Source organism: Streptomyces filamentosus (assembly GCF_014654895.1).
GTDB classification, from domain to species: Bacteria; Actinomycetota; Actinomycetes; order Streptomycetales; family Streptomycetaceae; genus Streptomyces; species Streptomyces filamentosus.
In genome coordinates, this window is the sequence record NZ_BNBE01000004.1 from 138,886 (window position 1) to 160,894 (window position 22,009).

General features: G+C 74.4%; 18 protein-coding genes and 1 pseudogene. 7 read left to right on the forward strand and 12 right to left on the reverse strand.

The features are described from left to right. Positions 1 to 239 precede the first annotated feature (239 nt). The 5 genes from IE326_RS34465 to IE326_RS34485 are packed head-to-tail and all read right to left on the reverse strand — an operon-like array spanning position 240 to position 6,133. Positions 240 to 1,241 (reverse strand): LacI family DNA-binding transcriptional regulator, encoded by a 1,002-nt coding sequence (locus tag IE326_RS34465; protein ID WP_150233402.1) that lies wholly within the window; start codon positions 1,239 to 1,241, stop codon positions 240 to 242. Further along, positions 1,238 to 3,010, reverse strand: coding sequence for a glycoside hydrolase family 36 protein (locus IE326_RS34470; protein ID WP_268983058.1), 1,773 nt, complete (start codon positions 3,008 to 3,010; stop codon positions 1,238 to 1,240). The genes IE326_RS34465 and IE326_RS34470 overlap by 4 nt, the downstream gene beginning before the upstream one ends. Positions 3,011 to 3,012: 2 nt before the next feature. After that, positions 3,013 to 3,849: a carbohydrate ABC transporter permease gene (locus IE326_RS34475; RefSeq protein WP_150233406.1), complete on the reverse strand. Its 837-nt coding sequence runs from the start codon at positions 3,847 to 3,849 to the stop codon at positions 3,013 to 3,015. Further along, positions 3,846 to 4,742, reverse strand: a complete 897-nt coding sequence (locus IE326_RS34480; protein ID WP_150233408.1) for a carbohydrate ABC transporter permease — start codon at positions 4,740 to 4,742, stop codon at positions 3,846 to 3,848. The genes IE326_RS34475 and IE326_RS34480 overlap by 4 nt, the downstream gene beginning before the upstream one ends. Beyond that, a complete protein-coding gene (locus tag IE326_RS34485) occupies positions 4,739 to 6,133 on the reverse strand; it encodes an ABC transporter substrate-binding protein (protein WP_150233410.1) in 1,395 nt (464 codons plus the stop codon). Before IE326_RS34485 ends, IE326_RS34480 begins: the two co-directional genes overlap by 4 nt. A gap of 157 nt (positions 6,134 to 6,290) precedes the next feature. Here IE326_RS34485 and IE326_RS34490 point away from each other — a divergent pair, with 157 nt between their 5' ends. Together IE326_RS34490 and IE326_RS34495 are read left to right on the forward strand one after the other, a co-directional pair. Further along, positions 6,291 to 8,261 carry a hypothetical protein gene (locus IE326_RS34490; protein ID WP_190044383.1) on the forward strand — a complete coding sequence of 657 codons (1,971 nt, stop codon included), beginning with the start codon at positions 6,291 to 6,293 and terminating at the stop codon, positions 8,259 to 8,261. 58 nt (positions 8,262 to 8,319) lie between these two features. Next, on the forward strand, positions 8,320 to 9,462 hold the full coding sequence (locus IE326_RS34495; protein ID WP_229915806.1) for an aminotransferase class V-fold PLP-dependent enzyme: 1,143 nt from the start codon (positions 8,320 to 8,322) through the stop codon (positions 9,460 to 9,462). 108 nt (positions 9,463 to 9,570) lie between these two features. Here the strand turns inward: IE326_RS34495 and IE326_RS34500 are convergent, their stop codons facing one another. From IE326_RS34500 to IE326_RS34510, 3 genes are all read right to left on the reverse strand, one after another. Then, the gene (locus IE326_RS34500) at positions 9,571 to 11,169 is read right to left on the reverse strand and encodes an MDR family MFS transporter (RefSeq protein WP_190044384.1); all 1,599 of its coding nucleotides are present in this window, start codon (positions 11,167 to 11,169) and stop codon (positions 9,571 to 9,573) included. A 73-nt stretch (positions 11,170 to 11,242) separates the two neighbouring features. After that, a complete protein-coding gene (locus tag IE326_RS34505) occupies positions 11,243 to 11,941 on the reverse strand; it encodes a TetR/AcrR family transcriptional regulator (protein WP_190044385.1) in 699 nt (232 codons plus the stop codon). 101 nt (positions 11,942 to 12,042) lie between these two features. Next, a complete protein-coding gene (locus IE326_RS34510; RefSeq protein WP_150233419.1) occupies positions 12,043 to 12,390 on the reverse strand; it encodes a hypothetical protein in 348 nt (115 codons plus the stop codon). A 407-nt stretch (positions 12,391 to 12,797) separates the two neighbouring features. Here IE326_RS34510 and IE326_RS34515 point away from each other — a divergent pair, with 407 nt between their 5' ends. Both IE326_RS34515 and IE326_RS34520 read left to right on the forward strand, forming a co-directional pair. Continuing rightward, a complete protein-coding gene (locus IE326_RS34515; protein ID WP_150233421.1) occupies positions 12,798 to 13,424 on the forward strand; it encodes a hypothetical protein in 627 nt (208 codons plus the stop codon). A gap of 581 nt (positions 13,425 to 14,005) precedes the next feature. After that, positions 14,006 to 15,634 (forward strand): sensor histidine kinase, encoded by a 1,629-nt coding sequence (locus tag IE326_RS34520; RefSeq protein ID WP_190045001.1) that lies wholly within the window; start codon positions 14,006 to 14,008, stop codon positions 15,632 to 15,634. An 84-nt stretch (positions 15,635 to 15,718) separates the two neighbouring features. Here the strand turns inward: IE326_RS34520 and IE326_RS34525 are convergent, their stop codons facing one another. Then, positions 15,719 to 16,480, reverse strand: coding sequence for a response regulator (locus IE326_RS34525; RefSeq protein ID WP_190044386.1), 762 nt, complete (start codon positions 16,478 to 16,480; stop codon positions 15,719 to 15,721). A 538-nt stretch (positions 16,481 to 17,018) separates the two neighbouring features. On the opposite strand from IE326_RS34525, the gene IE326_RS34530 reads away from it, so the two are divergent. Further along, positions 17,019 to 17,495: a pyridoxamine 5'-phosphate oxidase family protein gene (locus tag IE326_RS34530; protein WP_190044387.1), complete on the forward strand. Its 477-nt coding sequence runs from the start codon at positions 17,019 to 17,021 to the stop codon at positions 17,493 to 17,495. 126 nt (positions 17,496 to 17,621) lie between these two features. Here the strand turns inward: IE326_RS34530 and IE326_RS34535 are convergent, their stop codons facing one another. Beyond that, complete coding sequence (locus IE326_RS34535) at positions 17,622 to 19,064, reverse strand: globin domain-containing protein (RefSeq protein ID WP_190044388.1); 1,443 nt, start codon at positions 19,062 to 19,064, stop codon at positions 17,622 to 17,624. Positions 19,065 to 19,391: 327 nt separating this feature from the next. On the opposite strand from IE326_RS34535, the gene IE326_RS34540 reads away from it, so the two are divergent. Continuing rightward, positions 19,392 to 19,886 (forward strand): SRPBCC family protein, encoded by a 495-nt coding sequence (locus IE326_RS34540; RefSeq protein ID WP_190044389.1) that lies wholly within the window; start codon positions 19,392 to 19,394, stop codon positions 19,884 to 19,886. Positions 19,887 to 20,037: 151 nt separating this feature from the next. Here IE326_RS34540 and IE326_RS34545 read toward each other — a convergent pair. Next, positions 20,038 to 20,775 (reverse strand): annotated as a pseudogene (locus tag IE326_RS34545) (MerR family transcriptional regulator); the annotation flags it as partial. A 155-nt stretch (positions 20,776 to 20,930) separates the two neighbouring features. Here IE326_RS34545 and IE326_RS34550 point away from each other — a divergent pair. Next, on the forward strand, positions 20,931 to 21,386 hold the full coding sequence (locus IE326_RS34550; RefSeq protein ID WP_190044391.1) for a DUF6194 family protein: 456 nt from the start codon (positions 20,931 to 20,933) through the stop codon (positions 21,384 to 21,386). A gap of 15 nt (positions 21,387 to 21,401) precedes the next feature. On the opposite strand, the gene IE326_RS34555 is transcribed toward IE326_RS34550, so the two are convergent. Next, positions 21,402 to 21,866 (reverse strand): SRPBCC family protein, encoded by a 465-nt coding sequence (locus tag IE326_RS34555; RefSeq protein ID WP_150233432.1) that lies wholly within the window; start codon positions 21,864 to 21,866, stop codon positions 21,402 to 21,404. Between the last annotated feature and the right edge of the window lie 143 nt (positions 21,867 to 22,009).

The following is a 22,009-nucleotide window of genomic DNA, read 5'->3' on the forward strand; positions in this document are numbered from 1 at the left end:
TCCTCCGCCCGTACGGCGGCGCACGCCCGATGCCCGGCGCGCGGGACGGCGGACCGGGCGAGGAGGGGATGCCGGTGGCCACGCCCGGCGGGCGCGGGCCGGCCCCCGCCACGACCCGCGCTTCCACCTCTCCGACGCCGCCCTCGTGCAGGGCGTACGGCTCCATCGCCCGTCGCCCGCGGCCACCCGGCCGGAACGGTCGCCCCGCGGGGTGAGGGCGCGGGCGGCTGCCGGGCCGGTCAGGGGCGGTCCTTCGCGGGGGCGGTGGACGCCCGGATGACGAGCTCCGGGTCGAAGAGGAGTTCTCCGGTCGGGACGTCCCTGTTGCTGACCAGGGCGAGGACCGAGCGGGCGGCCTCCAGGGCGAGGCGGTCGGCCGGCTGGCGGACGGTGGTGAGCGCCGGGTCGGTGAACTCGGTGACCGAGGTGCCGTCGTAGCCGACGACGGAGACGTCCTCGGGCACCGCCAGGCCGAGCCTGCGCAGGCCCCGGACGGCGCCGAGGGCCATGTAGTCGCTGGCGGCGACGACGGCGGTGGCGCCCCGGTCGGCGAGCGCGGAGGCGGCGGCCTGGCCGCCCTCGACGGTGTAGGACTGGCGGACCACCCACCGCTCGGCATCGGTGGCGCCGCGCCGGGTCATGGCGTCGACGAAGCCGCGGACCCGGCGGTCGGCGGGCCGGTTGCCCGCCGGTCCCGAGGCCATGCCGATGCGGCGGTGACCCAGCCGGTGCAGGTGGTCGACGGCGAGTTCGGCGGCGAGGGCGTCGTCGGTGGAGTAGACGGGCACCGGCACCCCGTCGGCGAACTCGCCGTTGAGGCCGATGTACGGCACCCGGCGCTGGCGCAGCAGTTCGTAGCTCTCGGTGTCGGCGCCCTCGACCGTGTTGGAGGCGGAGAGGAAGACGACGGCAGCGACGCCCTTGTCGACGAGGGCGGTGAGGTAGTCCAACTCCTGGACGCCGCCCGGGAAGACGGGGCACAGGACGGTCTTCAGGCCGTGCGGGGCGAGTGCCGACTCGATCCGTTCGGCGACGTCGGCGAAGAACGGGTTGGAGACGAACTCGGTTATCACCGCGACGAGTTGACCTTGGGTGGGTCGCTCGTACCCCAGCTCCGCCATGGCCCGCTCGACGGCCTCGCGGGTCTTGCGGGACACGCCCTGGCGCCGGTTGATCACCCGGCTGACGGTGGCCTCGCTGACCTGTGCGTGGGCTGCGAGGTCGGTGATGCCGACCTTCATCGCGGTCCTTCCGTGAGAGTGAGCGACACCAGGCCGCCGCGCGGGACGGCCAGCGGCCGTGGTCCCTCGGGCAACAGCGTCAGGGGGTCATTCATCATACGTCCGTCGGGTCCGTGGATCCGGAGGGAGACGACGGCCGCACCGCCGGTGGCCTCGACGACGATCCGGTCCCGGGAGGAGCCGTTGACCAGGTGGAGGACGCGGTGGGCGGCGGTGTCGAGCGGCACGACGAGGTCGTCGTGCACGCTGATCAGGCACTCCTCGCCGCGGGCCGCGGTGACCAGCGGGTAGAGGGCGTCGGGCCGGCCGGGTTCGGTCTCACCGTCGAGGAGCAGGGCGCGCCGGTCCCGCCACCAGCCGAGCCAGAAGCGGACGGTCTCCCGGTGTGCCGGAGGCACCTCGTCGAGGCGGACGGAGATCTGCGGCACGGAGTGGAGGGCGCCGATGAGCTGGCGGGCGACGGCCTCGGTGCTCGCGTCGGCGGACCACATGAGCATGTCGGAGTGGACGGCGCCACCGACGGCGAGGAGGGCGGTGTCGAGGGTGCGGACCCGGTTGGCGGTGGCGTCGGCGGGGCAGTCGAAGGAGCGCAGCATGTTCCCGTACGGGGCCATGCCGGGTCCGGTGTACGGCTGGCGCAGTTCGAGCAGCACGTCCGGGCGGACCGCCTCCAGGGCGCGGCGGAGTTCGCCGAGCAGGGTGGTCATGGCGCGGCCGACGTCGCCGCGGCCGTCGCCCGCGTAGACGGCGGCCTCGTCGAGGAAGTCGAGTTTGAGTCCGTCGAGGCCATGCCGGGTGACGAGGGAGACGCACAGGTCGGTGACGTGTCGGCGGACCTCGGGCAGGCGGGGGTCGAGGACGTGGGCGCCGGGCGCGGTGGCGGGGCGGGGTGCGGCGGCGGCCCAGTGGTGGTGGCGGTCGGAGCCGGGGCCGAGGAGGAGCGGCGCGACCCAGAGGAGGTAGCGCAGGCCGTGGGAGCGGACGCGGGCCACGTGGGCGGTGAGGTCGGGGAACTTCGCCGGGTCGGGTTCCCAGTCGCCGAGGCCGGCGTAGCCGCGGCCCGAGCCGTGTTCCTGCCAGCCGTCGTCGAGGATGAGCGCGCCGCAGCCGAGGTCGGCGGCGAGGACGGCCTGGGTCTCGACGGCTTCGGCGGTGACGTCCTGGTTGAAGGCGTACCAGGTGGAGTAGACGGGGACGCGGGCCGCTTCGGGGACGGGCATGGGCGGGTGGGCGGCGGCGAAGTGGGCGCGCAGCGGGCGCAGGGCGGCGGCGACGGTCGGGGCGCGGGGGGCGAGGAGGATGCGGTGGGGGCGGTCGGCGGCGGGGAGGCGGAGGTGGACGACGTGGGTGTCGTTCTCCTCGGAGACGCCGTAGCGGACGGTGGCCTCGGTGACGGGGTCGGCGGCGGCCCAGGTGAGCAGGGTGGCGCCGGAGTGTTCGTAGAGGCTGCCGGCGGCGGGGCCGTCGACGAGGCAGGTGGCGGCGCGGCCGGCCCAGTCGGGGACGAGGGTGCGGCGCCAGCCGGCCTGGGGGTGCCAGTATCCGGCGGCGTCGCCGAGGGGGACGGAGAGCCGGATCTCGACGGGGGCGCCGGGAGCGTGGACGTCGAGGGCGTGGAGGGCGCCGGGGCCGGGGAGCGGGGTGAGGGTCCAGGCCGGGTCGGTCCCGGGGGCGTGGAGGGCGATCGAGACGCGGTCGAGGAGGGGCGCGGCGGGGGCGGGGGCGTCGTGGGCGGTGGTGACGGGTTCGGGTGCGGGGTGGGTGTGCATGGTCATTCCTTCACCGCCCCGGCGAGGAGGCCGGAGACGAAGTGGCGCTGGAGGAGCAGGAAGACGATCGCCATGGGGACGGCGGCGATGGAGGTGCCGGCGAGGATGGCGCCGTAGTCGGTCTCGTCGAGTCCCTGGAGGGAGGCGAGGGCGACGGGGATGGTGAAGGTGAGTTCGTCGCGGAGCACGATGAGCGGCCAGACGAAGTCGTTCCACTGGTAGAGGAAGAGGAAGATCGCGAGGGCGGCGAGGGCGGGCCGCATGGGCGGCAGCGCGACCCGCCAGAAGAGCCGCAGTTCGCCGCAGCCGTCCATGCGTCCGGAGTCGAGGAGTTCCTTCGGGAGGGCGGCCATGGACTGGCGCATGAGGAAGATCCCGAAGGGGAGGGCGAGGTTGGGCGTGATGACGGCCTGGTAGGTGCCGAGCCAGTGGAGTTCCGCCATCATCCGGAAGAGCGGGACGAGGGTGATCTGGGCGGGGACGACGAGGCCGAGCATGAGCAGTCCGAAGAGGGCTTCGCGGCCGCGGAAGCGGTGGGTGGCGAAGCCGTATCCGGCGAGGGTGCAGACGGTGCCCGCCAGCAGGGTGTAGAGGGCGGCGATGCCGAGGGAGTTGAGGACGACCCGGCCGAAGTGGGCGGTCTCCTGGAGGGTGGCGAGGTTGTCGGCGAGGTGGCTGCCGGGCAGCAGGGGCGGCGGGCTGGAGAACAGCTCCTGGGAGCTGTGGGTGGCGCCGACGGCCAGCCAGTAGAAGGGGACCGCGACGGTGGCGAGGGCGAGGGCGAGGCCGGAGGTGAGCAGGATCGACCTGCCGGGCCGTCCGCGGGTGGTGGTCGTCACTGCTTGCCTCCCAGGAGGCGGAACTGGAGCAGGCCGAGGAGCCCGATGAGTAGGGTGAGGGCGTAGGCGACGGCGGAGGCGTAGCCGAAGTCGAAGTAGGTGAAGGCGTTGCGGTAGAGGTACATGCCGAGGGTGAGGGTGGCGTTGTCGGGTCCGCCGCCGGTGAGGACGGTCGGTTCGTCGAAGAGTTGGAGGGTCCCGATGGTCGACAGGACGGTGGTGAGGAGGAGGGCGGGGCGCAGGCCGGGCAGGGTGACGTGGCGGAAGGCGGTGAGGGCGCCCGCTCCGTCGACGGCGGCGGCGTCGTACAGCTCGCGGGGGACGGTCTGGAGGCGGGCGAGCAGGATGACGGCGTTGTAGCCGGTGTAGTGCCAGGTGAGGGCGAGGCCGAGGGAGATCCGGGCCCACGTGCCGTCGGTGAGCCAGGGGACGGGGTCGGCGCCGACGTGGCCGAGGAGCCAGTTGACGAGTCCGTAGTCCTTGTTGAGGAGGACGGAGAAGACGATGCCGTACGCGACGAGGCCGGTGACCATCGGCAGGAAGAAGCCGAGCCGGAAGAGCGGACGGCCTTTGAGCAGGCGGGAGTCCAGGGCGACGGCGAGACCGGTGGCGAGGGCCAGCATGAGCGGGACCTGCACGGCGAGGATGACGAGGGTGTTGCGGAGCGCGGTCCACAGGAGCGGGTCGTCGATCAGGCGGGCGTAGTTGTCGAGGCCGACGAAGGTCTCCGTGCCGCCGGTCGTGCGGTGCAGGCTGAGGAGGAAGGACCAGCCGATGGGGTAGAGCTTGAAGGCGGCGAAGAGCAGCAGGGCGGGCAGGACGAAGAGGTAGGGGGCCGTCCGGCCGCGCCGCCGGGGGCGGGCGGCGGCCGGGAGCGGCTTCGCCAGGGTCATTCGGCGGCCTTCCGGCCGGTCTGCCGGGCGAGTTCGGCGGCGGCGTCCCGGAGCACGGCGGCGGGGTCGGCGCCCTTGAGGAGGACCTTGGTCTGGGCGTCGGTGACGAGCTTGAGGGCGCGGGAGTAGTCGGCGGTGTAGTTGACGGGCGGAGAGGGGGCCTTGAGGGCGGCGAGGAAGACCTCGCCCTTCTTCTGGCCGCCGAAGAAGGCGGACGGCTCGTGGAAGACGGAGTCGTCGTACGCCTCCATGAGCGCGGGCGCGATGCCCTTGCCCCGGTAGATCCGCACCTGGGAGGCGGGGCGGGTGAGGACGTGCTCGACGAAGGACCAGGCGGCGGCCTGGTGCCTGCTGCTGCCGGCGACGGCGAGGTGGGTGGAGTTGACGGTGGCGGCGGTGGGGCCGCCGCGGCGGACGGCCGGGGGCAGTCGGACCCTCCACTTCCCGGCTTCCCCGGGGACCTGTTCCTCGATGATGCCGCCGAACCAGGTGGGCCAGGGAACGACGGCGTTGGTGCCCTTCTCGAGGGAGCTCATCAGGGCGTTCCAGCCGCCGGAGAGGTCGCTGACGAGGCCGGCGTCGTTCATGGTCTTGATGAGCGTCATGGCCTTGACGGCCTCGGGCGAGGCGAGGGTGATCCGGCCGTCCCGGTCGAAGTAGAAGGTGCCCTGGAGCTGGAGCAGCATCTGGAAGAAGTTGGCGGCGTCGGGCTGTGAGGCGGGCTTGTCGAGGCCGAGGAGGTGGGCGCCGGTCTTCGCCTTGAGGACCTTGCCGGCCTCGATGGTCTCGTCCCAGGTCTGGAGGGCCTCGGCGTCGACGCCGGCCTCCTCGAAGAGGTCGGCGCGGTAGTAGAAGCCGGCCGAGTTCGCCTCCCAGGGGAGGGCGTTCACCCGCTTGCCGTCGGGACTGACGGTGCCCCAGAGGCCGGCGGCGAAGGAGTCCCGGTACGCGGTGGCGCCGAGGGGGGCGAGGTCGGCGAGGCCGCCGGGGAAGCGTTCGACGTAGCCGGGGAGGTAGTCGACCCCGATGTGGAGGACGTCGGCGAGGCCCTGGCCGCCGGCGGCGAGACCGGCGGTGATCTTCTCCCAGATGGCGGGGTTGCCGATGTCCTCGACGGTGACCTGGATGCCGGGGTGGGTCTTGTTGAAGTCCGGCACCAGGGCCTTGAGTTCGGCGGCGGGGCCCTGCCAGGACCAGACGGTGATCCGGCCCTTCTCCGGGTCGCCCTTCTCGCCTCCGCCGCCGTCCGCGCCGGTGCCGGAGCAGCCGGTGAGGGCGAGGCCGGTGGCCGCGAGGGCGCCGCCGCCCATGCGCAGGAGGTCCCTTCGGGCGGGGCGGGCGGCGGCCGTCGGGTGGGTTCTGTCCGCGTCGTTGCGGTCTCTGGGTGCCATGGGCCGGGACAGTACAAGCACCGTTCCCACATTTGCAATTGTTCTATGAAAACTTTCAGCGCTGTCAGCATCTTGCTGATGCGAGAAGCATTGCAAGCCTTCCCGCTGATTGCTAGCGTGCCGCGCGCCGACCTCGACCACCCTCCGGGAGAACCCGATGACGCGTTCCCGTACGGCCCTGGCCGCCGCCGTGGCGCTGCTGACCGCCCTCGCCCCGCTCATCACGGCACCGGCCGTCGCAGGCGCCCCGCCACCGGTCGGCCCCGCGGTCCTCACGGTCTCCGATCCGGGCTTCGAACAGGGCGGCAGGGGCTGGGAGTTCACCTCAGGCGCGGGGACCGCCACCAACCAGCCGCACGCCGGAAGCCGGCTCGCGTACCTCGACGCGGGCGAGGGCCTGAAGGTCTCGCAGACGGTGACCGCCACCGGGCACGGTGCGTACGTGGTCTCCGCCTGGATCGCCACCGGCGGCCCCGGCGGTCGCTACGCGCTCCGCGTCAACGGCTCTCCCGCCGCGGCCCTCGACCTGCCCGCCGCGTCGTCCTACCGCCGCCACACCCTCGGTCCGGTCGCCCTCGCACCGGGCGACCGTCTGGAGATCGCCTTCGAGTCGGGCCGGGGCTGGGTCAACGCCGACGACGTGATGGTCTCCCCCGCCGCCGCCGTCCCCCACGTCACCTCCAGCGATCCCGAGGCCGCCGAGATGTTCGCGTGGGCCGCCGGCAAGGCCAACAGCTGGGTCCATCTGCCCGGCACCGAGGGCCCGTTGAACGCGGACGAGCGCCAGACCGGCGGCATCGGCAGCGGCGTCTACGCCCCCTCCTACTGGGCGGGGTACGCCAACCGCAGCGGCTACTACTCGCGGGACACGGCCCACCAGCTCTCCGGGGCGGGGGTGCTCGGCCTGCACGCCGAGAACAAGGCGATGCTGCGGGCGTTCGCCGCCTCCGCCACCGCCGAGCACGCCTACTACCCGGTGTGGGCGCTCAACTTCGACAACCGCACCTACCTGTCCATCGACTACCGGCGCCCGGACCTCTTCGTCCGCGAGGTGCCCGCCGTCTTCGAGCTGGTACAGAAGGCCGAGGAGGCGTACCGCTGGACCGGCGACCGGAGTTATCTGGACGACCCGGCCCTGTGGGAGTTCTACCTCCACGCCACCGAGGAGTTCGTCGCCCTCCACGACGGACGGAAGGACAACGGCCGCAGGGTGAAGGTCGCCGAGGGCACCGGCAAGGGCATCTTCCAGGGCGTGGCCAGCTACAACGAGCAGAGCGACGAGCCACTGGCCGAGGCCGGCGACGCCATCGCCTCCCAGTACCGGGCCTACGAGGCGATGGCCTCCCTCGCCCGCGCCAAGGGCGACAAGGCCCTCGCCGCCGACTTCGCCCGCCGCGCCCGCGATCTGAAGCGGTACTTCAACGCCGAGTGGAGCGGAAGCGGTTCGGGCGCGGAGATGGTGCGCGGCTACACCACCGACGGACAGCCCCTGACCGGCTGGGGCAAGGAGAACAGCTGGTTCATGCCGATGAAGGGGATCGTCGCCCCCGGCGCCCGCCGCGAGGCGTACCTCGACTACATCGAGGCGCAGGCGGAGGGCGAGGGCCGTCCCGACAACATCGAGGCGCTCACCTACCTTCCCGACACCTTCCTCGCGGGCGGCCGCCCCGACACGGCCTGGGCCTGGATGCGGCACGTCTACGCCCAGAAGGACGTCCCTCACGTCAACAGCCGGCAGGGCACCAACGGCGACTACCCGGAAGTGTCCTTCACCCTCGTCGGGCAGACCGTGCAGGGCCTGATGGGCGTCTCCCCCGACGCCCCCGCCCGGACGCTGACCACCCTGTCCCGGCTGCCCTCGGGCATGGAGTGGCTGGCGGTCGAGGACCTGCGGATCGGCGACTCCGTCTTCGCCCTGCGGCACGAGGGCGCGGACCGCTCCGTCCTCACCCACGCCGAGGGTTCCGCCCCCTACGTCTGGGAGGCCCGCTTCCCGGGCGCCGGGCGCACGGTCACCGTGGACGGCACGGTCCGCCCGGCCACCACGAAGGTGATCGACGGAACGGCGTACACGACGGTGCGGGTGAAGGTCGCCCCGGGCCGCACGGTCACGGCCGAGGCGCGGTGACATGGAGGACAGGCGGATGAGGGACGGCGGGACGGGCGCCGGTGGCACGAGCTCCGGCGTGGCCGGTGTGCCCGGTCCCTTCCCGGGCGGAGCGGAGCTCTTCCGGCTCGACGGCCGGGTGGCCCATCTCAACCACGGTTCCTTCGGCGCGGTGCCGGTGCCCGTGGCCAGGGCGCACCGGCGGATCGCCGCCGCGGCCGCCGCGGATCCGGACGCGTTCTTCCTCGGCGTCCCGGACCTGCTGGCCGGTGCCAGGGCCCGGGTCGCCGCCCTGCTGGGCGCCGACCCGGACGGCCTCGCGCTCGTCACCAACGCGACCGAGGCCGCGAACCTCGCCCTGGACGCGCTCCGGCTCGCGCCGGACGACGAGGTGCTGGTCACCGACCACGGCTACGGCACGGTCGTCGCGGCCGCCGCCCGCCGGGCCCGGACCGTCACCGTCCGGCTGGATCCGGGGCTCGCGGACGAGGAGGCGGTCCGCGAGGCGGTGCTCGCCGCGGTGACGCCCCGCACGAAGATCGCGCTGCTCGACCTGATCAGCTCCCCCACGGCCCGGATCGTCGCCGGCCCCGGGCTGCTGCGCGCGCTGGCCGCGCGCGGGGTGACGACGGTCGTGGACGGCGCGCACGCTCCCGGCATGCTGGCCGATCCGCTCGCCGGCGGGCCGGACCTCTGGTTCGGCAACCTCCACAAGTGGGGGTACGCGCCTCCGGGGAGCGCCGTCCTCGCGGTCGCGCCCGCCCTCCGGGACCGGGTGCCCGCGCCGGTGCCGTCCTGGGAGGACCACCAGGGCTTCCCCCGGTCGGTGGAGTACCGCGCGACCGCCGACTACACGGGTCTGCTCGCCGCCCCGGAGGGCCTGGAGCTCCTGGAGGAGCTGGGCGCCGGAGCCGTACGGGCGCACAACAGCGCCCTCGCGGCGTACGGCGCGGGGCTGCTGGCCCGGCTGCCCGGGGTGCGGCCGCTGCCGTCCGACGCCCGGCTCGCCATGCGGGCGCTGCGCCTCCCGGCCCGCTTCGCGCGGACGAAGCCGGAGGCGGAAGCGCTGCGCGAGGAGGTCATGGCCCGGCTCGGGTGCCGGGTGCTGGTCTGGCCGTGGGCGGACGGCGGCGGGATCCGGATCTGCGGGCAGGTCTACAACCGGGCCGCCGAGTACGAGCGGCTCGCGCACGGCCTGCGGCCCCTGCTGGACGGCCGCTGAGGCGGCCGGCCGGGCGCGGGAAACGCGGCGGCCCGCGGCCGGGGGACGTGTGCCGTCCTCCGGCCGCGGGCCGTCGTCGCGTACGCGGGGGTGTGCCGCCCGGGGCCGTCAGGCCTTCTCGGCGGGGGCCGCCGGGGTGCCGGCGGGCAGCGGGGCCGCCGCGTCGTCCTCGGCGCGTCCGGCGGCGCCGGACTCCTCGGCGAGGCGCTCCATGCCGCTGGTCGTCTTCAGGGGCTTCTCCTTGACGAAGAGGACCGCGAGGACGGCGAGGAGCGCGAAGGGGGTGGCGACGAGGAAGAGTTCGCCGGTGGCGGTGCCGTAGGCGTGCTCCACGATCTCGCGGATCGGGGCGGGCAGCGTCGTCATGTCCGGCACGGCGCCGTGCCCGGCCGCGCCTCCGCCCGCGGGGATGCCGGCCTCCTGGAGGCCCTTGCTCATCTCCGTGGCCACGCGGCTGGCGAGGATCGCGCCGAGGACGCTGGTGCCGATGGTGCCGCCGAGGCTGCGGAAGAAGGACAGGACGGAGGTGGCGGCGCCGAGTTCGGTGGCGGCCACGTCGTTCTGCGCGGCCAGGACCAGGTTCTGCATCAGCATGCCGACGCCGACGCCCATGACCGCCATGTAGAGGCTGAGCAGGCCGAAGTGGGTGTCGGCGCCGATGGTGGAGAGGAGGCCGAGGCCGGCGGTCATCAGGATGCCGCCCGCGACCAGGTACGCCTTCCAGCGGCCGGTGCGGCTGATGAGCTGTCCGGCGACGGTCGAGGAGACCAGCAGGCCCATGATCATCGGCAGGCTCATCAGGCCGGCGACCGTCGGGGACTTGCCCAGCGAGATCTGGAAGTACTGGGAGAGGAAGACGGTGCCGCCGAACATGGCCAGGCCGACGAAGAGGCTGGCGACGGTGGTGAGCGTGACCGTGCGGTTGCGGAAGATGCCGAGCGGGATGATCGGCTCCGGGACCCGGGACTCGACGAACACGGCCGCGACGAGGAGCACGAGGCCGCCGCCGGTCAGGGCCGCGGTCTGCCAGGACGCCCAGTCGAAGCTGTTGCCCGCGAGCGACACCCAGATGAGGAGCGCGCTGACGCCGGCGACGATGAGGAAGGCGCCCAGGTAGTCGATCTTCGCCTCGCGGCGGACGGTGGGCAGCTTCAGGGTGCGCTGGAGCAGCACGATGGCGAGGAGGGCGAAGGGGACGCCGATGAAGAAGCACCAGCGCCAGCCCAGCCAGGAGGTGTCCACGAGGACGCCGCCGATGAGCGGACCCGCGACGGTGCCGACGGCGAAGACCGCGCCGAACATGCCGGCGTACTTGCCGAGCCTGCGGGGCGGGATGACCGCCGCCATAACGACCTGCGCGAGGGCCGTCAGGCCGCCGGCGCCGATGCCCTGCGCGACCCGGCTGAAGATCAGCAGGCTGACGTCGTGGGAGAAGCCGGCCAGCAGCGAGCCGACCACGAACAGGCCGAGGGAGATCTGGAGGAGCAGCTTCTGGTTGTAGAGGTCGGCGAGCTTGCCCCACAGCGGCACCGTCGCCGTCATGGCGAGCAGTTCGGCGGTGACGACCCAGGTGTACGAGGACTGGCTGGCCCCGAGGTCGGCGATGATCCGGGGCAGTGCGTTGGCGACCACGGTGCCGGCCAGGATGGACACGAACATGCCGGCCATCAGACCGGACATGGCCTGGAGTATCTGTCGGTCCGACATGGTGGTCGGTGGCGCCTCTACCGGCGCCGTCGTTGCGTTCACAACTTCTCTTTCAGGGGGTTCAGGGGGTCCGTTACGAGGCGGGGGCGTCGGGGGCGGGGGCGGGGGCGGGGAGGCCCGCGGCGAGGTGTTCGAAGGTCTCGCGGAACACGTCCGCGAAACCGGTCTCGCCCTGCCGGACGCACCAGTGCTCGACGGCGACCCGGACGGCCGTCGTGCCGACGGCGGCCAGGAGGCGGGGATACAGCCCGAGGGCGCGGCGGCGCTCCTGGTCCGCGGGGGTGGAGAAGGCGGGGCGCTCCGGCGTGAAGAGCGGGGAGCCCCCGCCGATGCGTTCCGCGAGGGTCTCCGCGAGCCCGAGTTCGTCGGCCATGTGGGCGCCGAGGCTCCGGGCGAGGAGTTGCGGGGCCCCGCGCAGGACCTCCGCGTGGAGGTGCCACAGCTCCTGGTGCCGCTCGATCTCCTCCAGCTCGGACGCCAGCGCCTCGCGCAGCGCGTCCAGCGGGGACCTGTCGCGGGGGGCGGCGAGGACGGCGCGGCGGACGCGGTCCCCGGAGTCCGCGCCGATCATGACGAAGACCTCGTCGCGGGAGTCGAAGTAGTTGAAGAACGTGCGCGTGGACACGCCCGCCGCCGCGCTGATGGCGTCGACGGTGACGTGCTCGACCCCGTGTTCGGCGGCGAGCCGCACGGCCGCCTCCACCAGGGCGGCGCGGGTCGCCTTCTTCTTTCGCTCCCTCAGTCCGCCCCCGGCGGACACCCCTTCCGACATGTGTGCATGATAAGCAAAAATGCAGAGTCTGCAAAAATATATACGGGTGCGGCGGCGGTCCCGGCCGGACCGCCGCCGCACCCGTGCCCCCCGGCGGGCCGTCAGGAGGAGAAGACCACCGAGCGCACCTTCAGCCGCGCCGAGGCGCCGCCGGTGTGCGGGCGGAGGGTGAAGGAGTCCCCCTGGCAGTCGGTGCCGGTGAAGACCGTCGCCCAGGCGTCCGTGCGGTTCTTCGGCGAGTGGCCCGGCTCCGGGTTCTCGTCGCCGACACCCGGGAGGTTGACGCACTCGTCGCTGGGCGGGGAGTTGAGGAACCCCGTGGCGTCGTACCCCTCGACGGTCACGTAGTCGTAGCGGAACTGGCCCTCGGCGGCGGAGGCCGGGGCGGGGACGGCGGCGAGGAGCAGACCGGCGCCGAGGGCGGCGGTGAGGGCGGAACGCAGACGCATCAACGGATCCTTCTGGGGGGAACTGGCGTGAGGGGACGCGGGGGATTTGGGGATGCGGGGAGGTAAGGGAGGTGGGGATGCGAGGTGTACGGGAAGCCGGGGGTGAACTGCCGCAGCGATCTCTGCCCTGCCGGACCCCCTTCATCCCGCCCTCACCCGGACGAGGGATGAGGAAACGATCCTGTCTCCGCCACTCGGGGCACGTGCGTCAGCACGCGGGGGTGAGCCCGGCCCGGAAGCCGGGCCGACCAGGGGAAAGAGGGGGAGGCAGGGAGCGAATGGGCGGGCGCCTCGGCGAGGGTTCGGAGCTCGCCGCTGCCGCGCCTTCGGAGGCGAACCCACGCCAGACCTTCACCACCCGACAGTAAATACTGTCGCCAACTCTTCTCGACAGCTAAACTTGTCACATGAGCGATGCGAGTGGAATCCCCACCCCCGACAAGACCGACGAGGACTTCTGGACCGTCTTCTCCCACCTGGTGGAGCCCCCTTGGAACGAGCCCGCCACGGACGACGCGTTCACCATGGACGAGCGGATCCACGACGCCGTGCGCGCGCTGGCCGAGGGGATCTCGACGCGGTTGCTGGCCTACCGCGCCGCGGGCAAGCCCCTGGATCCCGTGCTCATGGCCGCGCCGGACGTGCAGCTGGCACTGCTGCGGGCCCTGTACGAGGCCAAGCTGTCCGTCGACCGGCTCGCGGAGAGCGCGGCCACCGTCGCGGGGCGCAGCGGGGCGAACTACGCCCAGCTCGGCGCCGCCTGGGGCGGCATCAAGCGGCAGTCGGCCCGTCTCAAGTGGCCCCACGCCGTGGTGCGGAAGTCCGCCAGTGAGTCCATTCCGCTGCACTACGCGGGCGGGACCGCGGTCGTGCACCACGATGCCGACGCCGACGCCTGGTGGTACACCGCCACCGCCGCGGACCAGGAGGAGAAGGAGTCCGATCCGGTCCACGGCACCTACGCCGAGGCGATCGCGGGGGCGACCGAGTTCCTCCTCGCGCACGCGCTGCCGGACCGCCCTTCCGGCACGTGAGGCGGGCGCCCTTCAAGTCCTCACGGTCTCAAGCCTTTTGATCCTCCGGACCGGGGAACCAGCTTTTCGATCCTCCGGACCGGGGAACTCCGGGCGGTGACGGCAGGGAGCGCGGGCCGGGAAGCGCTGGGACACGGGGGATGGTCACTGCGCTTCCCGGCCGCCCCGCCATCCTCCCCGGCGCGGACCCGTGCGCGGCAGGGCCGAAGGGCACCGGGAGGTGTCCGGGGCCGGGGCCGGACGGCCCGGTCCGAAGGCAGGGCCGTTCGGCCCTTCCGGGACGTTCCCGCAGGTCGCGTACGCTGCGGGCGGGGGCGGCGGCGGACCGTCGTCCCGGCAGGACGAGGCGAGAAGAGAGCGGGGCCGCCATGCCCGAGACAGCCGGCCCGGCGACGGAGGACACCGGCAGGGGGGACACCGGGACGGAGGAGACCTGGACGGAGGGCACGACGGAGGGCACGACGGCGGGCGTCGGGACGTGCCGCGCGTCGGCGCGCGGCACCGCCGCGGGCGGTGACGTCTCGGGCGCCGGCGTCTCGGGCGGTGGGGCCGTTCTGCCGCGGCTCGACGTGCCCGAGCGGATGCACGGACTGCTCGCGGCCGTCATGGACCTCGGACGGGACCTCGAACTCCCGCAGGTGCTGCGGAGCATCGTGGAGGCGGCCGCCGGTCTCACCGGCGCCGAGTACGGGGCGCTCGGCGTGATCGACGACCGGGGGAAGCTCTCCCAGTTCCTGCCCGTCGGGATGGCCGACGAACTGGTGGCCCGGATCGGCCCGGCCCCGTGCGGTCACGGCATCCTCGGCGAGCTGATCCGCAACCCCTCGCCGCTGCGCCTGGACGACCTCGCCCGGCACCCCAGCAGTTTCGGCTTCCCCGCCCACCATCCTCCGATGCGCACCTTCCTGGGGGCGCCGATCCGGATCCGCGGCGAGGTCTTCGGCAACATCTACCTCACCGAGAAGCGGGGCGGCGGCGCCTTCGACGCGGACGACGAGGCCGTGCTCACCGCGCTGTCGATGGCGGCGGGCGTCGCGGTCGACAACGCGCGCCTCTACCACGACAGCCGTCGCCGGGAGCACCGGCTGGAGGCGCTGGGCGAGATCACGCGGGCCCTGCTCGCGGGCACGGACACCGACGCGGTGCTGCGGCTGATCGCCCGCCGGGCGATGGAGGTGGCCGACGCCGACCTCGCCGCCGTCCTGCTGCCGTCCGTGCCGGCGGGCGACCTGACGGTGCGGGTGGCGCACGGCGACGCGGCCGCGCGCGTCCGGGGCGCGCGGCTCCCGGCGACGGGCTCGCTCGCGGGCCTCGCGGCCCGTACGCGCGGCCCCGTCGTCGCCGCCGACGTCCGCACCGATCCCCGGGCCGCGCCCCTCGACGGCGGCGCGTCGGATGCCGAGGGGGCGCACGGGCCCGTGGTGGCGGTCCCACTGCCCGTCGACGACGCCCCGTGCGGCGCGCTGCGGCTGAGCCGGCGGGCGGGGCGGCCCGGTTTCGACGCGACCGAGACCGAGTTGATCAGCGGCTTCGCGGATCAGGCGGCGATCGCGCTCGAACTCGCCCGCAGGCGGGCGCAGTCCGAGGAACTGGCGGTGCTCCACGACCGCGACCGGATCGCGCGGGACCTCCACGACCTGGCGATCCAGCGGCTGTTCGCGACGGGGATGACGCTCCAGAGCGCGACCCGGTCCATCGAGCGGCCGGAGGCCGTGGAGCGGGTCGCGCGCGCGGTGGACGACCTGGACGCCACGATCCAGATCATCCGCTCGACCATCCTTCAGCTGCGGACGCCCGACGACGACCGGACGGCCGGTCCCGCACTGCGCCGGCGGATGGCGGAGACCGTCCAGCTGGCCGCGCAGCACCTCGGTTTCCCGCCCGCCCTGCGGATCACCGGGCCGGTCGAGACCGGTGTCCCCGACGAGCTGGCGGAGCACGTCCTCGCCGTCACGGCGGAGGCGCTCAGCAACACCGCCCGGCACGCGCGGGCGGGGCGGGCCGAGGTCTCGCTCGCCGTGCCGGACGCGGCGGACCGGCTGGTGCTGACGGTCACCGACGACGGGACGGGGCTGGGCGCCGCCGTCCCCACCGGCGGGCTGCTGAACATGCGCGCGCGGGCGGAGCAGTGCGCGGGGACGCTGAGCCTGGAGACGCCCGCGGAGGGCGGCGCCAGGATCGTGTGGAGCGCGCCCCTGCCCACCGACTGACGTCACGTCGGGGAAGACCGGGGCCTCCTCCCATGGCGTGCGCGGGGAGGCCCCGGCCTTCCCCGACGGCGTGCGCGGGGGTTCTCACGGCAGGTCGTGGTGAGGTTCCCGGAACCGTTCGGCGATCATCGCGGCCTGGATGCGGCGGCCGACGCCCAGTTTGCCCAGGATCGCCGAGACCCTGTTCTTCACCGTCTTCTCGGCGAGGAAGAGCCGTTCGGCGATCTGCCGGTTCGTCAGGCCGAGCCCGATCAGGTCGAGGATCTCCAGCTCGCGCGGGGTGAGCCGGTCGAGTTCGGCGGGCACGGCGCTCCGGGGTCCCGTGTCGGTGCCGCGGATCCGGGCCATGACCCGCTCCGTCATCCTCGGGTCGAGGAGGGACTGCCCGGTGGCCACCGTGCGGACGGCCGCGACCAGGTCGGAGCCGCCGATCTGCTTGAGGACGTACCCGGCCGCACCGGCCATGATGGCGTCGAAGAGGGCCTCGTCGTCGTCGAACGAGGTGAGCATCAGACAGGCCAGGCCGGGGAGTTCGGTGCGCAGCTCGCGGCAGACGCCGACGCCCTCGTGGTCACCGCCGGAGGCGCCGCTGAGCCGGACGTCGAGCACGGCGACGTCGGGCCGCGCGGCGGGCACCCGGGCGAGCGCCTCGCGTGCGCCGGCGGCCTCGCCGACGACGACGATGTCCGGCTCGGCCTCCAGGAGGTCCCGGACGCCCCGGCGGACGACCTCGTGGTCGTCGAGCAGGAAGACACGGATGGGGGCGGAGTCCGCCGCGGTCCCTCCGGCGGGTACGGGGGCGGGGACGGACGCGGGGGCAGGCGTCGATGCCGTTGCCGTCAGCATGCCGGTGCCTCCGGTGCGGCGGGGGCGGGAGCGGGGGACGCCGCAAGGCCCGGGCGCGGGGGAAGGACGGCGGGACGACGAGGTGGGGGCTTCACGGAGGACTCCTCGGAAGGGGGTGCGACGGCCGCGCCGACAGGGGTGCCCCTGGCCACGGCCATGATCACCGGGCCGGGAGCGAGCGACAGTATGGCACCGGGGCCTCAGGGCCCTTCGGCCCCGGTCCCAGGGGGCCGAAAGGCCCTGTCCGGCCGGTGCCGGTCCTTGGTCGAATGCCTCCGCGCCCTCCGCTCGCCCTCCCCGGAAGCCTGGGCGCGCCCCTCAGGGACGGGCCCGTACGGAGGCCGTACGCGGATCGGCGCGGGGCCCGTACGCGGATCCGCACGATGGTCCGAGCGGCCCCGTCCCCGGAAAGCGGCGGGGGCCGAACGACCCTTCCGAAGTCGCCTCCGGTTGGCGTGTACTGGGATGACCGGGCCCCGTGTGCTCGCCGCGCGCCCGCAGCGCGCCCCCCTCACCCACCACTCCCGGGAAGGCACCCGTGCACGACGAAGCCGCCCCCGTCCCCGCCGAGGCCCCTCGGGGCGACTCTCCGGCGGGGCCGCGCAGACGGGCCGTCGACCTCCGTCCGGACGAGGCGCTCCGGCTGCTCTCCGGGGTGCCGCTCGGGCGGATCGTCTTCACCGAGCAGGCGCTCCCGGCGGTCCGCCCCGTCAACCACGTCGTCGACGGCGGCGACGTGGTGATCCGTACGGCCGAGGGCGCGGCGCTCGCCCGGCGCGCCCGGGAGGCCGGTACGCGCGGGGTCGTCGTGGCGTACGAGGCCGACGAGATCGACGCCGTCGCCCGGCTCGGATGGAGCGTGGTGGTCACCGGTTACTGCCGGCTGGTCACCGACCCCGAGGAGGCGGCCCGTTACGCGGAGGTGCTGCGGCCCTGGACCGACCGGCACCGGGAGCAGGTGGTCCGGATCCGGCCGGACCTGGTCACGGGCGTCCGGCTGGTCGCGGCGGACTGAGTCCCGGGCCCGCGCGCGCCGGGCTCCCGGGCTCGCCGGGCGGGCGCCGCAGACCCGCGCCCCGGACCCGCGCCCTGGATCTGCTCCCCCCTGATCCGTCCTCGGCCCCGCCCCCGAACCCCCTCCTCAGACCCGTGCCGCGGGCCCGTGGGCGAGGGGGACGGTGCCGCCGACCGGGTCGTGCCGCACCTGCGCGGCGGGCACTCCCGCCTGCGCCAGCAGGTCCAGCGTGGCGGTGACCACGGCGGGCGGGCCGCTGACCCGGACCAGGTGGCCGGACCAGTCGCCGTGCCGGACGACGGCGCCGGCGACCGGGACCGCCTCAGCTCCCCCGGCCCCGTGGCCGACCCCGTGCCCGCTCTCGTACCCGCCGCCGTCGCCGATGACGGGGACGACGCGCAGCCAGGGCCACCGGCGTTCGAGTTCCGCGACGGCGGCCGTGTCGTAGAGGTCGTCGAGGGTGCGGGCGCCGAGGAAGAGGTGGACGGTGCGGCCCGGCGGGCGGCGGAGGCCCTGCTCCTCCAGGAGCGCCTTGGCGGTCGCCCAGCCCGTGTCCCCGGCGACGAGCAGCACGTCGCGGGCCTCGTCCCCCGTCCCGGGCCCCTCCGGTGCCGGGGCGTCGTCCAGGGTCGTGGTCCCCTGCGGGGGCCCGAGCCGCAGCGCGTCGCCGACGCGGGTCCGCGTCACGAGGACGTCGGCGAGGCCGCCGGAGCCGGTGCCGCGGACGTGGAACTCCAGCTCGCCGTCGGCGCGGGGCGCGCAGGCGATCGAGTACGGCCGCCAGGCGTGCGGGAGCCTCGGGGACTCGATGCTCGTGTACTGGCCCGCGCGGTACGGAAACGGTTCGGCGGTCCGTACCCGCAGGACGGCGAGATCGGGACGGCGGAGCTGATGTCCGGTCACCGTCGCCTGCCACGAGACGGGCTCCCCGACCGCCTCCTCGGCCCCGCCGACCATGGCGGCGACGGCGAACCCCACCATGCGCAGCCAGGCCGCCTCCAGCTCCGGGACCCAGGCCGCGCCGGCCCTGCGGCGCAGCGCCTCGGCGAGCGCGGCCTCGAACACCTCGAAGTGCACCGGCCGGACGCCGAGCTTGCGGTGGTCGCGGCCGAGCCGGGCGCAGAACGCGGCCACCTCGTCGGGGCGGTCGAGGTTCTCGACGAGGTACCAGAAGGCGCGTTCCAGGTGGGCCCGCTGGAAGTCCATCGAGTCGGGGAAGAGCCCGCGCAGGTAGGGGTGCTGTTCGAACATCGCCCGGTAGAGGTGGGCGATGAGCGCGTCGAAGGGGGCGACCAGCGGCAGGTGCCGCCGGATCGTCTCCCGGTCGGCGGGGCCCGCGGGAGCGGGACCGGCCGGGCGGGCCGGGCCGGGTGTGCGGTCCGTGCGATCCGGTCGGGCCGGGCGGTCCGGACGGGCTGGGGCGCTCAGTCGCCTGCGCAGGCGCATCGCGTCCTGCCGGGCGAGGAGCGCGTGGTACTCGTCGTACCCGGCGGCTCCCGCCGCGCCGGGGCCGCGGTCCCCCGCTCCCCGTCCCGTACCCCACCGTTCCGTCCGGTCCGCGGTCGTCATCGGCCACCCTTCCACGTCGTCCACCAGGCATCGCGCCCGTCGCGGAGGGGCCGCCGGTCATCGACGGCCCCAAGATCGCGAACGGAGCGCGCGCCAGTGTGGCACCGCGCCGCAACCGCCGTCCGGCCCCGGGCGGCGGGGGCCGACCGGCCCTGGCGTTCCCGCCGGGGAGCGTGTACGCGGGCGGCGTGCCCTCCGTCACGTCCCGGGGTTCCGGGGGCGGACGGCGGACGCGCCCGCTAACGTACCGGCGAGTAGGTGGTGGGCGGCGGTCCCGCGCGGCCGGAAGGCCGGGGGCGGGGCGGGAGGGTACGAGGGGAGCGGGCCATGGACCGACTGCGGGGCCTGGAGGAGAGCGTGGTGGTCGACGCGCCGCCGGCGGTCGTCTACCGACTGGTGTCGGACCTGCGGAACATGGGGCACTGGAGCCCGGAGTGCCGGTACGTGTGGGTGCCGCGGCCTCCGGTGCGCGCCGGCTCCCGGTTCGTCGGGATCAACCGGCGCGGGCCGTTCCTCTGGCCGACGCTCGGACGCGTCACCCGGGTGCGCGCGGACGGCGAGTTCGTCTTCGACGTCAGCGCCTTCGGGCTGCCGATCGCCCGCTGGGGCTACCGGTTCGAGCCGGAGGGGACGGGGACGCGGCTCACCGAGTTCTGGCAGGACCTGCGGACCGAAGGCCGCCGCGCCAAGGCCGCCGAACTCCTCGGAACGGTCTTCGCCGGGACGAACCCCGCCCGCAGGATCGCGCTCAACCGGTCCGGGATGCACACCACCCTGGAACGCATCGCACGGGCCGCGTCCGAGGCGGCGGCCACCGGCTGACGGGACGTCAGGGGGCGTCGCCTGGGACCGGGTCCGAGTTCGGGTTCGGATTCGGGTCCTGGTTCGGATTCGGGTCCGGGTCCTGGTCCGGGTCCGGGTCTTGGTCCGGGTCCGGGTCCGGATCCTGGTTCGGGTTCGGATCTGGGTCCGGGGGTTCCTGCCGGGCCCCGGCGGACGTGACGACGGCGGCCAGGTCGCTGCCCGCGCGGAGCAGGGCCACGGTCCTTTCCGCGATCCCGTCGAGGCGCCGCCGGAGGAGGCGTCGCGTCTCCTCCGGGCCGCCGAGGCCGGTCAGGGAGTCCATGACGGCGCGCACCTCGGGGATGCCGTGGCCACCGCCGCGCAGGGCCGCCACGATGCGGGCCGCCCGGATCGCCGGAAGGCCGTACCGGCGCGCCCGCAGCGAGGTCACGCGCTCCGGCGCGACGAGGCCCTCCTGCTCCCAGAAGCGCAGGGTCGAGGAGCGCACGCCGAGCGCGGAGGCCAGCTCCGTGATCGTCATCGTGTCCCTCTCCTCCTCCCCCTCTCCCGCCTCCCCTCCTCCCCCGCTCTCCGGGGCGTTCCTCTCGTCCTGGATGGCGCGCAGGGCCCGCTGGGCGCGCAGGGCCTCGTCCCGTTCGCGGGCGAGCCGGACGTGGACCGCGCCGATCGCCGCGGCGGCCGTCTCGACCGTCCCCGTCCGCAGCTCCGCGAGCGTGCTCCGGGCCTCGACGGGCCCGACGGCGGCGGCGAGTCCGCGATAGGCGCGCAGGGCCCGGACGTGGACCGGGGCGTAGGAGCGGTAGCCGTTGGCCGCGCGGGCGGCCGGCGGGATGACCCCCAGCCCTTCCAGGTCGCGGACCTGCTGCGCCGAATAGCCCGACTCCCTGGCGACGTCGGCGGTCCGCAGCGGCACCCGCCCCGGCCCGGCCGTGCGCTCGCGGCCGGTCTCAGTCTCAGTCCCGCTCCCGGCCTCGGTCCCGCTCCCGGCCTCGTTCCTGCTCATCGGCGAACCCCACACAAGCACTTGAAGGTGACACTTGAACCATGAGTACGGACCCGAGTATGGAACAGATCATCGCGACCGTGCGGGGCTTCGACGGCGCGCACGTCCTCCGTCCGGAACCGGGCGGCGACTTCCCCGAGGTCGCCTGGGGGGACGTCTTCTTCTTCTACGCCCCCGACGGCCGGACGCCGGGGAACGTCCAGCCCTACGGGACGATCGTCACCAAGGACCAACCGGGTGACACCGCCTCCGAGCTCGACTCGCCGGGCCGCTGGCGCGTGAACGTCCGCGTCGGCCGCGCGGTCTTCCGGGAGCTCACGGGAGAGGAGCCGCGCGGTCTCGTCCTGCCGCGCGACCACGCGGCCCCCGACGTCGTGGTGCCGCACCCGGTGTACGGGCCGCTCGGCTGGATCTCCGTCGTCAATCCCGGCGGGCGGACGGCGGACACGGTCGTACGGCTGCTGCGCGACGCCCACGAGGCCGCCAGGGCCAGGAGCGCCCGGCGCGGGGTGTGAGGCGGCCGGCGGTCGTCAGGACGCCGGGGCCGAGGCGGGGGCGGCGTGCTGTTCGCGGACGGCGATCCGGGCCAGTTTCGTCAGCATCATGCCGTTGCGGATGGAGACGAGGTAGTCGACGGGGAGGCCGTGCATGCGGGTGCCGGGGCCCCGCAGGGGGTGCCATTCGAGGAGGAAGAGGGTGTTCTCGCCCCAGGGGACCAGGTTCATGGCGATGCGGGCCGCGCCGAAGGGTTCCGCCTTCGCCTCCAGTTCCAGGCGGCGCTCCGGCTCGCAGACGCGGACGACGCAGGTGTCGTCGAGGGTGAGGGGGCCGAGGCCCACCCGCACCCGGAGGCGGGCGCCGACCTCGGGCCAGTGCGGGTCCGCGGCCGTGACCTGCTGGGTGCCCGAGACCCACTCCCCGTAGCGGTGGCCGTCGGCCAGCAGGCCCCACACGCGGGACGGCGGGCTCAGGATCAGACGGCGGTTCCGGGACACCGCGACCGCCTTTCGTCTTCCGTCGTTCGTCGTTCGTCGTTCCGGAGGGAGATCGGTGGGGGACGGCGTCCCCGCTCCCGGCCGAGGCTAGCCGTACCGAGCCTCTCCCGCGCGTCCGGACGGCCGGCTTCGACGGGGGGCCG

Excerpts from the sequence above, each read along its gene's own strand:
- IE326_RS34550 (WP_190044391.1), top strand. The coding sequence starts at position 20,931 with ATGGAACAGATCATCGCGACCGTGCGGGGCTTCGACGGCGCGCACGTC.
- IE326_RS34490 (WP_190044383.1), top strand. The coding sequence starts at position 6,291 with ATGACGCGTTCCCGTACGGCCCTGGCCGCCGCCGTGGCGCTGCTGACC.
- IE326_RS34515 (WP_150233421.1), top strand. The coding sequence starts at position 12,798 with ATGAGCGATGCGAGTGGAATCCCCACCCCCGACAAGACCGACGAGGAC.
- IE326_RS34540 (WP_190044389.1), top strand. The coding sequence starts at position 19,392 with ATGGACCGACTGCGGGGCCTGGAGGAGAGCGTGGTGGTCGACGCGCCG.
- IE326_RS34480 (WP_150233408.1), bottom strand. The coding sequence starts at position 4,742 with ATGACCCTGGCGAAGCCGCTCCCGGCCGCCGCCCGCCCCCGGCGGCGC.
- IE326_RS34520 (WP_190045001.1), top strand. The coding sequence starts at position 14,006 with ATGCACGGACTGCTCGCGGCCGTCATGGACCTCGGACGGGACCTCGAA.
- IE326_RS34470 (WP_268983058.1), bottom strand. The coding sequence starts at position 3,010 with ATGCACACCCACCCCGCACCCGAACCCGTCACCACCGCCCACGACGCC.
- IE326_RS34510 (WP_150233419.1), bottom strand. The coding sequence starts at position 12,390 with ATGCGTCTGCGTTCCGCCCTCACCGCCGCCCTCGGCGCCGGTCTGCTC.
- IE326_RS34535 (WP_190044388.1), bottom strand. The coding sequence starts at position 19,064 with ATGACGACCGCGGACCGGACGGAACGGTGGGGTACGGGACGGGGAGCG.
- IE326_RS34525 (WP_190044386.1), bottom strand. The coding sequence starts at position 16,480 with ATGCTGACGGCAACGGCATCGACGCCTGCCCCCGCGTCCGTCCCCGCC.
- IE326_RS34485 (WP_150233410.1), bottom strand. The coding sequence starts at position 6,133 with ATGGCACCCAGAGACCGCAACGACGCGGACAGAACCCACCCGACGGCC.
- IE326_RS34500 (WP_190044384.1), bottom strand. The coding sequence starts at position 11,169 with ATGTCGGACCGACAGATACTCCAGGCCATGTCCGGTCTGATGGCCGGC.
- IE326_RS34505 (WP_190044385.1), bottom strand. The coding sequence starts at position 11,941 with ATGTCGGAAGGGGTGTCCGCCGGGGGCGGACTGAGGGAGCGAAAGAAG.
- IE326_RS34465 (WP_150233402.1), bottom strand. The coding sequence starts at position 1,241 with ATGAAGGTCGGCATCACCGACCTCGCAGCCCACGCACAGGTCAGCGAG.